Annotated in this window: 9 protein-coding genes; 5 read left to right on the forward strand and 4 right to left on the reverse strand. The window is 58.2% G+C overall.

Annotated features, from left to right (window positions below; translation table 11 throughout):
- The 3 genes from WNE31_RS07940 to WNE31_RS07950 all read left to right on the forward strand — a co-directional run.
- Positions 1-1,568 (forward strand): DEAD/DEAH box helicase (locus tag WNE31_RS07940; protein WP_349979196.1); only part of this gene is annotated, 1,568 nt, incomplete at its 5' end.
- 2 nt (positions 1,569-1,570) lie between these two features.
- Positions 1,571-4,669, forward strand: a complete 3,099-nt coding sequence (locus WNE31_RS07945; RefSeq protein WP_349979197.1) for an AAA family ATPase — start codon at positions 1,571-1,573, stop codon at positions 4,667-4,669.
- Positions 4,670-4,716: 47 nt separating this feature from the next.
- A complete protein-coding gene (locus tag WNE31_RS07950) occupies positions 4,717-5,913 on the forward strand; it encodes an McrC family protein (RefSeq protein WP_349979198.1) in 1,197 nt (398 codons plus the stop codon).
- A 444-nt stretch (positions 5,914-6,357) separates the two neighbouring features.
- Here WNE31_RS07950 and WNE31_RS07955 read toward each other — a convergent pair whose 3' ends face one another.
- From WNE31_RS07955 to WNE31_RS07965, 3 genes are all read right to left on the reverse strand, one after another.
- On the reverse strand, positions 6,358-7,032 hold the full coding sequence (locus WNE31_RS07955) for a thermonuclease family protein (RefSeq protein WP_349979199.1): 675 nt from the start codon (positions 7,030-7,032) through the stop codon (positions 6,358-6,360).
- 86 nt (positions 7,033-7,118) lie between these two features.
- Positions 7,119-8,276 (reverse strand): COG3904 family protein, encoded by a 1,158-nt coding sequence (locus WNE31_RS07960; protein ID WP_349979200.1) that lies wholly within the window; start codon positions 8,274-8,276, stop codon positions 7,119-7,121.
- Positions 8,260-9,783, reverse strand: a complete 1,524-nt coding sequence (locus WNE31_RS07965; RefSeq protein WP_349979201.1) for a hypothetical protein — start codon at positions 9,781-9,783, stop codon at positions 8,260-8,262. The genes WNE31_RS07960 and WNE31_RS07965 overlap by 17 nt, the downstream gene beginning before the upstream one ends.
- 340 nt (positions 9,784-10,123) lie before the next feature.
- Here WNE31_RS07965 and WNE31_RS07970 point away from each other — a divergent pair, with 340 nt between their 5' ends.
- A complete protein-coding gene (locus WNE31_RS07970; RefSeq protein WP_349979202.1) occupies positions 10,124-11,116 on the forward strand; it encodes a helix-turn-helix domain-containing protein in 993 nt (330 codons plus the stop codon).
- On the opposite strand, the gene WNE31_RS07975 is transcribed toward WNE31_RS07970, so the two are convergent.
- The gene (locus tag WNE31_RS07975; protein ID WP_349979203.1) at positions 11,113-14,805 is read right to left on the reverse strand and encodes a calcium-binding protein; all 3,693 of its coding nucleotides are present in this window, start codon (positions 14,803-14,805) and stop codon (positions 11,113-11,115) included. The genes WNE31_RS07970 and WNE31_RS07975 overlap by 4 nt on opposite strands.
- A gap of 655 nt (positions 14,806-15,460) precedes the next feature.
- Here WNE31_RS07975 and WNE31_RS07980 point away from each other — a divergent pair.
- Entirely contained in the window at positions 15,461-16,561 is a 1,101-nt protein-coding gene (locus WNE31_RS07980) for an MHYT domain-containing protein (RefSeq protein WP_349979204.1), read from the forward strand.
- Positions 16,562-16,692 lie beyond the last annotated feature (131 nt).

Raw genomic sequence — 16,692 nt, forward strand, 5'->3', positions numbered from 1 at the left:
CGCCCGCAACGACAGTGAAACAGTCGCTCGAACGACCGTATCGCTATGCCTTTCAGGAAACCAAACTGCGCAAAGGCAGTAGAGCGAGCGTCGATATGGGCGATGGCATGATGGTCGGTGTCACCATCACCGCGCTGGACCGCAAGGCGCAGACGGTTTCGGTCAAGGTAGGAAAGAAGAACGCCGCTGCCCTGCGCGACCGCATCGACCTGTTGCCGGATTTCGGAGTGGATCCCAAACCTATTCCGGCTGCTGTGCGCGCGATGATTGCCGACCAGTGCGACAAGGGCACGAGGGCTGTCGTCGAAGATTTGTTGGCGCCCAATCCGCCCGCGCTTGTGGCGGATGCCCCCCTGCCACAGGATGCCGATCCCGTCGAGCGTTTGACAAAGACCGTGCATCTGATGGACGGCACGGTCCTGCCGGTTCAGGGTCCGCCCGGCACCGGCAAGACCCATGTCACTGCCCGTGCCATCCTGTCTCTGGTCAGGGCGGGCAAACGGGTTGGTGTGTCCTCCAACAGCCATGATGCTATCCGCAACGTGTTGATGGGCTGTATTGATGCGCTCGGGGAGGACGACATCGACCTCACGGTTCAGGATGTGACCATCGCCCATAAGGACAAAACGGGCGCGGGTCCCTTGCCCGAGGGGTATCGTGAAATCATCCAGACGCGCACCTCTTCGGATCCACTGCACGGGTCGGCCCAGGTGGTGGGCGGCACGGCCTGGCTTTTCGCGCGCGAAGAACTGGAGGGTACGTTCGATTACCTGTTCGTCGACGAGGCCGGACAGGTGAGCCTTGCCAATGCGTTGGCCATGTCGCGATCCACGACCAATCTGGTGCTGGTGGGGGATCCGCGCCAGTTACCACAAGTGATCCAAGGGTCGCATCCGCATCCGGCAGACCTGTCCTGTCTTGACTGGATCATGGGGGACCATGCCGTTCTGCCAGCCGATCGGGGCATCTATCTGGATACGACACGCCGGATGCATCCGCGGCTGACCAGCTATATTTCGGACCAGTTCTACGAGGGCACGCTTCAGGCCCATCCGGACACCGCAAATCAGGTGGTCGAGGTGCCGGACCTGCCGTCAGCAGGGGCCTTTCTGGTGCCGGTCGCGCATACAGGCCGGGCGCAGGACTGCCCCGAAGAAATCAAGGCAATCCGTGCCATGGTTGACCGGCTGCTCACGGGGACATGGACCGACAAGACCGGCGCCACACGCCCCATCCGAACCGACGACATCATAGTCGTCGCCCCCTATAACGCGCAGGTCAACGCGCTGGCCGAGGCGCTGGGCGGGATCAGGGTTGGCACCGTGGACCGGTTCCAGGGACAGGAAGCGCCGATCGCGCTGATTTCCATGACGGCCAGCTCGGCGGCCGAAACGTCCCGCGGGCTGGATTTCCTTTTGTCACGCGAGCGTCTGAACGTTGCCATCAGCCGGGCCAAGGCGCTTAGCCTCGTATTCGCCTCACCGGCGCTTGTAGCGACACCCTGCGATACAGTGGAGCAAATGAGATTGGTCAATGCGCTGGCGGCGTTGGAGGAAGTGGAGACGTAGAATTGAGTGATAGACAGAAAAATGAGGTGCCTTTTCAGCTCCGGAAAGAAAAAGCTATAGCACAGGGCTTTGAATTAGCTGATGGCTTCCTTGTAAAAGAAGGTTCAACCGCCATGAGAGAGGGATCACCTGCGGTTAAGAGAAACCGTGGTCTGACCCAGACATTGCTTGCGCAAGGGGTGCTGGTGCCCGATCAGGATCCAGAACTTTACAGGTTTTCCAAAGATCACCTCTTCTCAAGTAAAAGTGCCGCGGCTGGTGTGGTCATCGACGGTAACAGCAACGGTAGCCACTGGAGGCCTGTTCCACCCGTCTATCGTTCGGAATTGAAACTCGACGGTGATGTCATCTCCCGCTGGATTTCCGCCCTAAAATCCGTGTTTCAAGGTTTCAAGCATTTCGATCCCCCAAATCAGGAGTTTGATGAGGCCGAGATCGAATTTAAGCTGAAGCGCACCCAAAGGCTCAGGGAAAAGCTGGACGAATGCGGTAGTGATACGGAATATGCAGAGGCAATCCGTTCCGCATTTAGCGGCTACAGTCTGCTCAACCAATTCTTGATGATTAAATTCGGTTGGGATTGGCCGAAGGCGGATTTGGGTCGAGTTATCGGTCAATTTGTTGAAAGCGATGGGACAGAGGTGGAGTCTTTTGTCTCGGACTTTACAAAAATTTGGATGCGAGATTGTCCGGAACCGCAACGCGACCACGCGCGGCAAGTGGCCAGCCTTTTTGCGATGCAGTTGTTTCCTTCCGATGCCGTCTACTTCAGGCGGACAATCCTGGACGAACTTTACCAAGAAGCCACGGGCCAACCCTTTCCGCGATCAGAAGACCCCGCCGAGGAGTATGCTGAAGAACTGCGGTTTGCCCGCGCTGTCGAGCGCGCCTTTGCCGAGCGTGGGCTGGCGCCGCGCAACTTGATGGACGTGCAGTCTGCCCTTTGGGTTGTCGGTAAATACAACTCGGAAACCACCGACATTACACGTGAGTCCGTTGAAGCCGCGATGGACGCCTATGAAGCCTTTCTGGAGAGGCGCGAACACGCGGAAATCTTCGAGGCATTTGGTGAGCCGCGTGACTATTGGGTGCGGTCCACACGTGCACGACGCAACCCCGTGTTTCCGACCAAGCCGTTGATCGGGTTCATTCAGAACAATCCCGAGATCACTGGAGGGTGGTCAACCAAAGGCTCGGCGGCAGCGCAATTGCACAATGCCGGGTACATCATTGTCGACAGGGCCAATACTCCTATATCCCCGCCAGAACAATTGGCACATTTGCTGCGGGATGCGGACAGAATCCGCCAAAGCGCTCTGGTGTATCACATCTTGCCAGCCCGAGAACGGCAAGAGCGACAAGTTCGCATTCGTGCAGGAGACCTGGCCAAGGATCTATTTCTGCAACAGCGGTTGCCAAATGTCTGTCAGTCTCTGCGCGGCAATAAGTTCCAAAACCTCGCGAAGGTGCAACCACCTCAGACACAAGGCCCGGATGTGAGTCCGTCAACAACTTTTGTTTTTACTTTGGAGGAGGGTGGCATGCCGACTTCGCAAGAGAAAAAGCCATCTAAATTGAACTTACCCCTCAACACCATTCTTTACGGCCCGCCTGGCACTGGAAAAACCTATGAAACGGCGGCGCGGGCCGTGAGGATTTGCGACGGGGGCGTGCCGGAGGATCGGGGCGCTGTGATGACGCGCTATGCCGAGTTGTGTGCTGCCAACCGGATCGAGTTCGTGACCTTTCACCAGAGCTATGGCTATGAGGAGTTTGTCGAAGGCTTGCGCCCGATGACCGGTGGAGACGGGCAGGGGGCGGGGTTTCGGCTGGAGCCTGTGGATGGGGCCTTAAAAAAGATGGCAATGAATGCGCGGCGACCTATCGCTGCAACCGATCCAAACCATGAGTTTTCCACAGAAAATAGACAGATTTTTAAAGTGGCTCTTGGAATGCAGAGTAACCCTTTGGTCGAAGAGCAAAGACAAGCGTGCTTTGATAATGGGTATATTGCGAACTATTTCGGTGGAGAGGTCGACTGGTCGCCAGCGGAGTTGGAAACGTACGAAGCGATGCTCGCATATTGGCGGTCTTTGCCAGGAAACAAAAACGCAAGCCACAAGAACCAACATGTCGAACAGGCATGGCAAATCCGAAGCAGGATGAAGCCGGATGATGTTGTTGTTGTACCAAGTGGCCTGCGGAAAATATGCGCAATTGGCATCGTGACGGGTGACTATGAATATGTCGCGACCGATAAATATGATTACCGTCACCATCGACCGGTAAATTGGGTTTGGATTGACGAGACAGGTAACGGCATAGATGTTTCCGACTTCTACGACTCCGATTTATCCTCGCATATGCTGAACGGTCTGAACATGAAGAAGGTGCGCTGGGGAGGGTTGCTGCCATATCTGGTTTCTGATGCAGAGTACGCCGAAGCTACACCATTGCCCCACGTCCTGATTGTCGACGAGATCAACCGCGCCAACATTTCCAAAGTAATGGGCGAGATGATCACACTGCTGGAAGAGGACAAGCGGGAAGGACAGGAAAACGAATTGTCGGTGGTCTTGCCCCACTCGAAGAAGCATTTCACGCTGCCGTCGAACCTGCACATTCTGGGCACCATGAATACTGCAGACCGCTCGATTGCCCTATTGGATACTGCGCTGCGTCGGCGCTTCCATTTCGAGGCGGTTGACCCCGATCCTTCCTTGCTGAATCCTGTCGGGGGGATTGATCTTGCCGCAGTGCTGACGGCCATCAACCAGCGGCTGGAATACCTGATCGGACCGGATCACCTGATCGGTCATGCGTGGATGATGGGCGCGCGCGATATTGCTCATTTGGACGACATCATGGCGAACAAGGTGATCCCTTTGCTGCGGGAATATTTCCACGAGGATCTGGGGCGAGTGCGTGCGGTTTTGGGGGGCGGGGATGCGTTTCTGCACCGGGTTGAGCTGACCGCACCGCCGGGGCTGGACGAGGGCTATGGCGAAACACGCTATCGCTATGTCGTCGCCCCGAGTTTCGGTGCGGCAGCCTATCGCGAGCTTATTTTGGGGGTGTCCGACATCGGGGACAGCCTGTGAAGGCTTTCTCGGGGCAGAAGCGGCTGGTTTGCCACGAGTGGCAGCAGGTGAAGGTTGGAGAGGGCCCCGAGATGCTCGGGGCGCAACAGGCGGATCGGCTGTGCCGTCTGGCCAGCCATCGGGCCGCTGTTTTAAAGCTCGGCTCCGAGGCCGTTCTGGCGCGGCGTCACAAGCATGTGAAGGCGGGTCAGGTCTGCGGCGTTCTGAGCGTGCCCGGTGTTGTGCTGGAAATCCTGCCAAAGATCGACATTGACGGCGAGGATGGTCGGGCCACGCTGATCCACATGTTGGATGTGGCCTATGATCTGCGGATTTCTGCGGAGGGTCTGGCGGGGTTCGGAAGCCAGTCGATTGACCTGCTCGAAGTAATTATTCTGTCCTTTGCCCGTCGGCTAACCGCTACGCTGAGATATGGATTGCCGCGACGCTATCGGACCGAACAGGATGATCTGGCGGTTTTGCGGGGTGCGTTGGATGTGAAACGGCAATTCACGCGGCACGCCGTGCGCCCCGACCGGCTGGCCTGCCGGTTCGACGAGTTAACCCATGATACGCCCCTGAATCGCGTGGTCGCGGCAGCCGTGCGTCTGTTGGCGCGCCGCACAGGGTTGGCCGCTACCTATACCATGCTGAATGATGCACTGGACCAGATGGAAGGCGTGGGCATCAGCCCCGATCCGCTGCGTGAACGGGTGATGCTGGACCGCACGAACAGCGCTTGGCACGGACTTTACCGGATGGCGCGTTTTCTTCTGGGCGGGGTCTCCCAATCAGCACGCATAGGCTCGGACGAAGGGTTCGCCCTGCTGTTCCCCATGAACGATCTTTTCGAGAACTATACAGCCAAACTGTTCCGGCGCGCCTATGGCCGTCGCGTCCGCGCCCAGGCTCGCGGCAAGGCCGTGACCTCCTGCGGCAAGTTCGCGCTGCGTCCCGATATTGTGGTCGATCTGCCTGACGAGACCCTGATTGTGGACACCAAGTGGAAGCGGCTGGATCTGAACGACGAAAAGGCCGGAGTGTCCCAGTCGGATGTCTACCAGATGCTGGCCTATGGTCACGCCTATGGTAGTCGCGAAAAGCCCGCCCGTTTGATGCTACTTTATCCCGCAAAGGAAGGGCAGGAGACATATGTCCTGCGGGACTGGAAGGTCGAGGGAAGTGGGTTTGCGTTGCAGGTTGGGACGCTGGGATTGCATTCACGCCAGCATCTTTGCAAGGAACTCATTAGTCTTGAGAGCTGATCCTCCCCCACTGAAGTGGTCCGCCCCTATAGTTAGAAATCGGAGGATCAAATTTTGGAGGCGTTTTATGTTTTGCCTCCGAATCCAGTTTTGGGTGAACGTTTCTATATTCCGGAAATGATCGAAGACTGTTTTGTCACTGAGTTTTGGGACTCAATTTTTTTGGCGGGGAGTTGGTTTGCCGTGTGGAATGGTGTCGATCTGGAATTGGATAAATCGGTATTCGAACAGGTCTACTTAATCGGGTAAACCTGAACTGTTGCCCTAATAATTCATCGCATGAAAGTTAGCATGTTCTCCAACTCTAAAGAAGACTTTTGATGCTAAGCTATAGGAGAGAAACGAAAATTATTAGTGGGTCGAAGCGCGGCTATTGTTGGTGAAATTGACGCTCTAGGGTCTTGTCAAAGTCATTTATGGTCCAAAAGCTGCCCTTCACAGCTTTCACCGCGCCTTTCGCCAGCCGGCGGCGCGGGCTTCGGCTTCGCTGCAGAACCATCGTTCGCCCTTGTGTTCGCTGATCCGGGTGCGGCTGTACCATTCAGTGCCCGGCAGGTGGTAGATGCGTTTTCCTTTGGAACTGATATTGCCCTTGATCACGCAGGCGCCCTGTCTTGTGTCTGCGCGGGCGACGGCGTCTGTCGAGAGCCGGGCACCCTTGCGCCACTGGTCGGGCTGCACGAAGCGGCCTTGCCAGATCCCGCTGCGCCGGTTGCGGGCGGTCTGTTCCTGCGCGACATAGTCCTGCGCGTATTTTAGATAGGCGATGGCCCAGCCGTTCTGGACCATCCAAGCGTTCAGGTTGGTCGCGCCGGTATAGCAGTTTGCGATGTGGCGGCCATAACGGTCGCGGCCGTTAATCCTGCACGAGACCGTTTTGCGTCCGATTTTCTTGTCGAGGGCCTGTGCAGATTTCTGGCCACAGCGCCATTTACGGTTGCGCGCATCAAGGCAAAGCTGCCCGCTTTCGGGGGCGTCGATTCCGTGCAGGCGGATGCGGTTGCCGTGGATCTCGATCGTATCCCCGTCCACCACACTGGCGCGGCCGGTCAGAATAGGGGCTTCGGCGGCGAAGGCCGGTGTCGACAGGATCAAAAGCAGGGCAAGCAGGCGCGTCATGGTCTCATTCACAGTTTAGTTAATATTTGGTTAATGGTTGCGCGAACACAAGTGGGCTGCATTGGCGCAGGGGAAGCAGGGTCAGATCAGGAGGTGGTTACGCCCCAGTCGCGCATTTCGCTGCGGGTGAGCCAGTACATGTCGCCCGCCGCGGTGCTGGCGCCGGCGACAAAAAACTCTTCGCTGACACCGGCCTCTTTGAACAGTGCAACCAACAACCCCGACAGAAGCTGTGCTTCACTTTCGTGGGCGGGTTGCTCGACAGAACGCCACTGATGGATGCCAAGACGGGCCATGGGGCCGACCTCGCGCGCGGTCCCGCCAAGGAAAAGGATCGAACAGGCACTGGCGCATTCGCCCGTGACCACGGTTTTTACATTGGCCGCGCGCAGCGCCGCATAGCCGCGCATCGCTTCGTCGAGCAATCCGCCGGGCGAGTCGAAGGATACCGCACGCACGCCGTCGTTCACGGCAGCGATCATTTTGTCGACGTTTGCGGCAGTGACGTCACCAGTAAAGCGATAGCTGCCTTTGGTTGCAGGCATAACGGACGGGGCCGCGGCCAGATCCGGGTTGCCGTCCAGCCAGGGGCAGGCGTTGAACAATCTAAGGTGGTCGTCCAGTGACAGGCCGGTCCGGTCAAGTTCCTGAGAGGTGGGCAGACGCCGTTCAGGGGGCTGGTTCGGCTTCTTGTTGCCAAGCACCACGTTGATGATGACCCCGTTTTCCCGAATGTCGGTATAGCACCATGCATGTTTGAACTGGGTGTCGGTGCCCTTGTCAAAGTGGTGACCTGCCTCGACATCCAGCGTTCTGCCGCCGAGGGTCATGTGTTTTGTGCGGAACAGGCTGAAATTGGTGGTGACAACATTGCCTTCTCCGTCGGTGCCTGCACCGGGCAGGGGCATGTTTGGCCAGATCGCTGTCGGGGCCGGAGGGGACGCAGCAGGCGCCAATGCCTGCTCCCTGTTTACCGGACCCAGCACAAGCCATGCGGCAAAGCCAAGGGCCAGTACGAAGGCCGACAGCGCCAAAAGAACCATGACAGCGCGATGCGTTTGCGCCCGGATCAGCGCGGTTTGTGCGCCCGAGTCTGCAGCGGTCACGTCTTGGTGCGCCTTGGCGGAGATCTCCTGGCTGCGCCGGTCCGAGGCCGCCCTCAATTCCCGTGCCGGCGCCTCGAGGCGTTCGGCATTCGCGCGGATCACCTGTTCAAGAAGGTGGGTATCATGCTGCTCGCGCATAGGGTGCTCCTTTCGGGCTGTCGTTTCCGGTGTCGTCCGACTTGAAACCTGCTGCCAGCTGGCGTCTCAGGTCTTCGGCGGCATCCGGTGGCAGGGCTTCGAGAATGGCATTGATGTCATCCTCGACGTCGCCACCCACGGGCACCGGCACGTAGACGTGTTTGAGAACCGGCACCTCGACCTCAACCGGCACCTCGATCTCTTTTTCAATGATTTTTTCGATTTCGACCTGTTCGGTGCGGATGACAGGCTGCATTCCCCGCACGCGGAACCATTGGGAATACATCGCAACGGTGGATCCGGTCAGGGCGGCGACTATGCCAAGGATTGCGCCAAAGACCGCGCCGACCCTCTTGGCCTGGTTGTCCTGCACCGCGCCGGGCTCCACGCCGAACACGAAGGACGCCCAGCGATGCATCTGCGAAAGGTTTGCCGCATGTGCGATGTTGTTTTCGGCCTCGACAGCCTCGGCCTCCAGTGCCTCGATATTTCGTGAACGCTCGGTCTTTGCGGCCTGGATTCCGAGAAGCGCGGTCATGCGTTCGCTGGCACGGGCTGCACTGTCGCGCTCGAACGCGGCCAGTGTGGCCGCCGCCTCGTCACGTTCGGCCTTTTTGGTTTCGACATCGGCCAGGGCTTCGGGCGAGGGCTGCGTGATCGAGGCCTCGACCTCCTGGTTCAGTTTCATGATTTCCGCATCGAACATGACCCGGGCCTCGGTAATGACCGACTGTTTGGCCGGCATCGTGCGCATCCGGTTGTTCAGCTGGGCGCGGGTCCGGTTGTCGATGCCGTCCCCATTCAGGCGTGTCATGATCCATTCCTGTTCCTGTTGCCAGGCTTGCGCCGCGGCCTCGCCTGCTTCGTCCTGCTGCTGAAGCAGGTTTGCGAGCTGCGCCTTCAACTCGCGTGTTTCGGAACTTTCGAGGTTTTCGCGGGCGGTTTGCAAAGCGTTTTCGCGCATCGCCAGAGACTGTTCCAGTTGGGCAAGGCGTTCGGCATCCACTGCGGCGATGTCATCGCCCGTCAGGTCGTCCTCGAGTGCAACGCTTTTGAGGCTCGCGATTTCGCCAAGCAGTTTTTGATGGGTGGCGCGTGCCTCGCTCACGGGGGCGGTGGTGACATGCACATAGCGTTCGATCCCGTTGAACACGGTCTCGAACGAAATCACCGAGGCCACGAACAAACCACACAAGGCGAGATAACGCGCAATGCCGCGCGCATGGAATACCACTGTCGCCGCTGGGATTTTTGCCAACTCGACCGCCGCCAGAACGACAAACACCCCGAATACCGGTACAGCTTGGGCAAAACTGGATCCTGCGGGTACGCTGGTGGCTTGTGCAAAGGCCACACCAAGGCCGACAGTGACAAGCACGATCTCGATCGTCCAGGCCAGCAGGATCAGCTTGCCGGCCCATTGCCGGTTTTCCTGTCGGAGTGTCTCTGCTTCTGGATGCGCCAGCGAGGCCGGCGGCTTTTCGGGGGCGGAAATTTCATCTGTCATGGGCAGCCTCGTCCTTCAGCGACGGAAAACGCCGGTCCCCTCGGCTCCTCCGTCTGTTTACCTTCTGTTAACTATTCGCTGAGGGTGACAAAAAGAGTCGTACCCTATTGAACTCCGTGTGTTTCGCCCTGAAGCCCGCGCGTTCGCCGTTACCTTCGACGTGGAAGTGCACAGTTCGATCCGGTCAGGCCTGAAATAGGGATTTGCCGGGATGTCAATTTTGGTTTGTCGGCCAATCCATTGTCATTGGGTGACAAATCCGCCTTCCTGGACCTCGCGGCGCGCATCGCTTTGTGTTGATTGCGGGGGGCGGATGGGTCAGGATCGAGGAAGGGGAGAGATGATGCAGGTTGACCGTTTTCGGGTAGATTTTCTGACGACACAGATTGCCAAAGCCTCGGACCAATCGACGGCCGAGGCATTGCTGAAACTCGTGGGTGTGAAGCACGGCGGGCTAGAGGTCGATGCGGTGCAGGAGGCCCGGCTGTTGAAGGCGGCGTGTGAAAGGCTCGCCGATCCTCTTTGGAGCATTCGCATGGGCCTTGCCTTTCACCAATCCTCTACTTTGACAGGGTATGTCGCCCGCTATTCAAAAACGCTCGCCACCGCGATCCAGCATTCCCGTAAGGTCAATCGGGTGGTGTTTCCCGCCTATGATTTCACCCTTAATGTTTCCGGAAATGCGGCGAGCTTCCGGTTTCAGGCGATTGACGAAAGGCTGGTCAAATACCATCGCCACAGGGAATTTCTGGGTCTGGGAGTCCTGTCATTTCTGCGCGACATATCGCGGACCGACTTCTTTCCCTATGAATTGCGGTTTACGCATCATGTTGGCGAACGTCAGGACCAGATCCAGAAACTTGCCGGTTTCCCGGTTGTATTTGGTGCCGAGGAGATGGAATTGGTGCTGCCGCTCTCGGTGCTTTCCCTGCCAATCCCGACCTATGACCCCAAACTGCGGGATTATCTCGTGGCTTATGGAGAGCGCCTTTTGAAGGACCGGCCCGATCCCAATCCCTCACTCCGGGCCCGTATCGAGGGGGTCCTGACAGGCGCTCTGCCAGATCGGCTTGTATGTGCTGACGAGGTTGCGTCCAGCCTCGGGATGAGTGCGCGCACCATGGCAAGACGCCTGAAAGAGGACGGCCTCAGCTTTCGGGAAATCGTCGACGACCTTCGGCTGTCGCTTGCGAAAACCTATCTGGAGAGCGGGTATAGCGTCACCGAGGTCGGGTTCCTGCTCGACTATTCGGACACCGCCAGCTTCTCGACGGCCTTCAAGCGCTGGACAGGGCAGTCGCCGAGGAGGTTTGTTTCCGCGCTGCGTATCTAAGCAAGCAAATCAAAGTTTTCGCCGTCGATCCGGAGGTAAATCGAGTCCTGTTCGGCGCCATCAACGAGGGCCCAGAGGATTTGCCCGGTTGGGCGATAAATCACGAACGCCTCGTCGATCGTAGTATCCCCGGCGTTGGGAGTATTGTCAAAGTTCACTTGAAACTGCGATGCGGTGCCATTGTTGTCCCCGAACAGCAACACATCCATTTCGGCCGCCCGATAGTCCTGAATCCAGTCGGAGCCGTGATCCCAAATGCCGACATGCAAGAACCGGTCCGCGCCGTTTCCGCCGTTCAGCCGGTCATGACCCCAGCCCCCGTTGATGAGGTCGTCGCCATCGCCGCCAAACAGCATATCACCCCAGGCCCCGCCGGACAGTTGGTCATCATCCGCGCCTCCGAACAGGGTATCGGCGCCAAAACCCCCGAACACGGTGTCGTTTCCGGCGTCGCCGCGAACTTCATCGTTGCCATAGCCGCCATCTACCCAGTCATTGCCGTCACCGGCATAGATCAGATCACGCAGGTCGCTTTCGTCAGTGCCGCCGATCAGGGTGTCATTCCCAAGGTCGCCATGCAGCGTATCGGCTCCCGTTCCGGCGTTGAAGTAATCGGCGCCTTGTCCGCCGTTGAGCACGTCATTGCCTGCGCCGGAAAGAAGGCTGTCAGACCCGTCTCCGCCACGCAATGTGTCGCTGGCATCGCCACCGATAAGGGTGTCGTCCCCAGCCTCGCCCATCAGCAGGTTTGCGTCAAAAATGTCTTGCAACAAATCGTTGCCGTCTCCTCCGTAAAGGCTGTCTCTGCCAAGGCCCCCGTCAAGCGTGTCATTTCCCGCTTCTCCCAGGACGGCGTCATTGTCCGCCTCACCGTAAAGGACGTCATGATGAAAGCCCCCTCTGAGATTGTCGCGACCATCTCCGGCCCAGATCGTATCGTTTCCATTGCCGCCGGAAAGGATGTCTCTTCCGCTTGCGGCCACAAGCAGGTCATTGCCCTCCTCTCCGTAGATGCTGTCCGATAAACCATCGTCACCGGTAGTGCCGTCTGAGGATGCGCCGTAAATCGTGTCGTTTCCAGATCCTCCTCGCAGAGTGTCGCCCCTCCCAAAATTGCTGCCAAGCATGTGCCCCGCGCCACCTTCAATCAGGTCATCGCCCGACCTGCCGTAAATCACATCACGCCCCTCGGCACCGATCAGGGTGTCGTGTCCCGCTCCGCCATCAAGGTGGTCGTGGTCGGTCGCGCCATAAATGTAGTCATCGCCGTCTTCACCCCAGATACTATCCCAGCCCGCTTGACCCAGAAGACGATCATCCCCGTCGCCCCCTAGAATAGAGTCAGCGTTATCGCCCCCTTCGATGGTATCCGCGCCGGCCAGACCTTCGATCGTGTCGCCATCTGCCAACCCGAAGATGTAGTCGGGGGACTCCGTGCCGACCAGACTGTCCCGGCCATCCGTCCCCCAGATGTAGAGGTATCTGATGGCAATATCGTCACCTAACTGAAACACGTCCGGCGGCCGGGATGCGAAGTCGCCCAACAACCGGATGCTGAAATCCGGAACCCCGTTGCCGCTCAGATCCAGAGAGAGAGTGGTTTCCGTGCCGTCAAACACGACCTCGGGGCTGCCGTGTAGCGTGGCACTGGTGATCCGGATAATGTCGCTTTGGGTGAAGTCCTGAATCAGGTCACCGTTCAATCCGTCGGCATTGGAGGTGATGGCATCCTGTCCGTTACCGGATGAAACGGTGTCGATACCGGTGCCCGGATCAATCCTGTCATCGCCGTCTTCCCCATAGAGAAGGTCGTCACCGCTGCCGCCTGAGACGCTGTCATTGGCGCCACCCGCATAAACCGTATCGGTTCCGGAATCGCCCGAGATCGTGTCCGCTTGATCCGACCCGCGCAGCAAATCGCTGCCGAAGCCTCCAAACAGCGTCGAGGGGGTGTCCTCGGCTCCGAACATCGTGTCGTTGCCTTCGCCACCTTCCGCGATGCCATGGGAAAGGCTTATAACGTCATCTCCCATGCCCCCGAGGATGGTGCCGCCGCCCGCAATCTGGTCGTTCCCGTCGCCGCCGTCCAGCGTGTCGTTTCCTCCGTTGCCGAAAATCGTATCGTTCTCCCCAAGGCCGTTAATACGGTCGGCGCCAGACGTGCCTGTCAGGGAGTCGGCGTCATCAGTACCTTCAATTGCGCGGCCAATGTCCGAAATCGTGTTGGTGCTGCGGATGGCTTCCTGCGCGCCTGCGTCGTCTTGGAAGCGAAGCTCGACGAAAATGTCCTGACCGGCATCCTCGGGCGACAGGACATAGGCGGCAGCGGTTGCCCCGACGATTTCGTCATCTCCGCGGAACCATTGATGGCTGATGTCCCCAACCCCGTCGGGATCATCGACAGCCAACGGGACCGCTGTGAGGGCTTCTCCGACAAAACCATTGCCCTCGATGACAACCCTTCCGGTGGGAAAGTTGTTGAGGGTCACGAATTGGTAGTGGATGTCGTTGCTGTTGCTGTTCCAAGCCACGATCAAAGATCCAGATTCAAGGCGCGCTACGATGGGGGTAGGGTCACTGCCCGGGTATGGGTCTCCGAAAGACGTCGGAACCTGTACCACGTCGTTTTCACCATCTGGGGAAATACGATGGCTCAGGGCGCCATACTCGAACTCAAACCTAGTGCTGTAGTAGGTGCCGTAGATCGTCTGGAGTCCGTTTCCTTCCAAGGCAACACCATCAATAGAACTTCCGTTCCTGATCGAGGTTTCCTCATTCAGAATATCGCCTTGCGCGTTCAGGTGCCGGTAAAGCGTGATGCCATTGCCGCCAAAGTCTGGCGCATCACGGACACCGGTCGTGAAAACGAAATAGCTTCCGTCATTTGCGGCCACCGTTGTGGTCGCAAGAGAAGGTGCATTCCAGGTGTATGTTGACCAGTCTGCAGCCAATATTTCATTGCCTGCGCCACCCGTGAGGTCTGAAAACACACGTGTATACGCCGCCACATCCAATATGCCGGCGACAGTGTTGGACCCCACATCTGTATTCCACGACGCTGCGAATCCGCTTTCGCCTAGCGCGGCAAGGCTCACGCCTGTCTGGTCGCCGTCAACGGCTTGATTGAGGCGAAATACGTCAGAGTCCGCAACACCGTTTGAGTCAAACCCCTGACCGAAAACTTCGTGGCCAGTCGTGCTTCCGGCAGCGAGGCTCTGCCAGGCCACGAAGGTTGATCCATCGGCAAAGGAGATGATATCGGGGCGGGATTGGTCTGCTTGGGGGGATGTGCTGACAAGGGTCTCGCCCCCGACCATGTCTCCGTTGGTGTCGTAACGCTGCGCATAGATGCCTCCCTCATAGCCATCCTGCCGGTCGGACTCCCATACGACCGTAAACCCGCCATCCGGCAGCGCCGCCACGGCTGGGTTCTGCTGGTCGAACAGGGTAAAACTGTTCACTCGGAACTCGTCACCTATGGACGCGCCGCTTGCGTCGAACCTCTGGCCGTAGATGCCTTTGCCGTCGCCGTCCTGATCTTCTGAAACCCAGACAATCACAAAGCCGCCATCCTCGAGCGCCGCGACGGCTTGTTGGGAAACTTCGCGATCCTCTTCGCCCGGCGCGGATCCATAGGTATTTGCGGTTCGTACGTCAGAAACAGGAACCACGGACGGCGAGAGAATCATTTGAAATTTCCTTGGATTGAGGGGCTTGAAACCATATTCAGTTTGCCGAAGGTTTCGAGGCCATGCAACCGGTCGGTACCCGTTTAAGTGGAGTTTGGCCGAACCTCGCAATTGTTTGGCCGACATGGACAATACTAGAGGAAAAGGTCTTTTTGGTCATGCGAAGGAAGATCGGATACGTCGAACGGCCATTCTTCCAGTCCAGTCTTGCGACAGTTTTCGGTCGCGCGGAATCACAACCGACCGAACGTGGAAATATAATTCTCACGTTATCTTAAAGCTGATGCCATCGAGCAATGCCTTGGTGAACAAACGGGCGTCACGCATGCGAGCGCGGCGCTTCGTGACACTGCCGAGCTTTGGCGTGTCCATTGGGAATGCGCTTTCACGTGTGAGGGTTAGCTTTGCGTTCGATTTTGGGTGAGATGTACATGACGGCCCACAGCACAAACGGCGAGATTTGCCGCTGGACGATTTAGGGCCAAGCTTCTTTCGAGAAATCACCGGGACGACATAAAAGAGATCGTCGGTTGTTTAGAAGTGCGGATTTTGGGCCGGGGACCCAGCGCGACCGGCCGGGGTTGAAGGACCATGGAGGCGCGCCGGTCTCAGGCGGTGATTGAATAAGCGTGTCTGCTGCGCCATTGTCACTCGCATGGAGTTTCTTGAAGTCGGACATAACCCCTGGTTGGTGGTGATCTCCCTGATTGTCGCCCTTGTTGCCGGCGCAACAGGGCTTTCGTTGACGCGCGATTTGTCCGCCAAATCCCCGTCACAGCGCAGGCTGGCGATTGCGCTGGCGGCGATTGCGCTGGGGGGTGGGATCTGGTCGATGCATTTCGTGGCCATGCTTGGCCTCAAGCTGCCGATCCTTTTCTACTATGATGCTGCGATTACGCTGGCCTCGGCCCTGATTGCGATCCTGATGGTGGCGCTGGCACTGGTCTTGTTGCATTTCACCACGCGCACGAAACGGATCATCGCGGCGGCGGGGATCATTGTCGGGGCTGGCATCCTTGCGATGCATTATGTCGGCATGGCGGGCATGCAGCTGTGCCGCCCCATTTATACCGTGCAAGGGGTTCTCGGGTCGTCGGCTCTGGCGATCGTTCTGTGCATCATCGCGATTGGGGTTGCCTATAACGAACGCTCGAACCGGACCATTGTTATCGGCACGCTGTGTTTCGGGATTGCCGTTTTCTCGGTCCATTTCCTGGCGATGGCGGGCACTAATTTTGTCGCCCTTGAAAACATCCGCGAATTCGGCCCGGTCATCAGCAACGAGGTGATGGCAATTGGTGTCATCCTGTCCAGTTTCGTGATCTTCGGGGCGTTTCTTTGGGTCGGGACCACCTATCTCGTGCCGGTTCAAACGCCCGCCCCGCGCCCGGATGTTGACGTTGATGCGCCCGTAGAAAAGCCATCTGCCCTGTTGCGCCTCCCGTGCGAAAGGGACGGCGGCAAGGTGTTCATTGCCGCACCCGATGTCGTGTTTCTGCGGGCGGACGGTCACTATACTCAGGTCTATACCCTGAGCGAGAAGTATTTTTGCGTGTGGCCGATTACCGAAGCGGTGAAACGTCTTGAGCCGATCGGATTCCTGCGTGTTCATCGCAGCTATATCGTGAACCCCAGGATGGTCACGCGGTTCGAGCGCACCAAGGACAAGGGGCAATGCACCTTTGGCGCGGCCGAACTGCCCCCGGTTCCAGTCAGCCGGTCGAACCTGAAAGCGGCGCAGGACGCCTTTGGGTAAACCTTAGCCCCAGCGACAGCGCAACTCGTGCGGTCTGGGGCGCATTTCGTGCAAAACCTTCGAAAACAAGTTGTTTTTACGGGTCAGCTCGATCGGTCAGAGCCAGCCTCCTCAGCAGCCAGAACAATTGC

This window comes from Shimia fortis (assembly GCF_040225985.1).
In the GTDB taxonomy this organism is placed as follows: Bacteria; Pseudomonadota; Alphaproteobacteria; order Rhodobacterales; family Rhodobacteraceae; genus Shimia.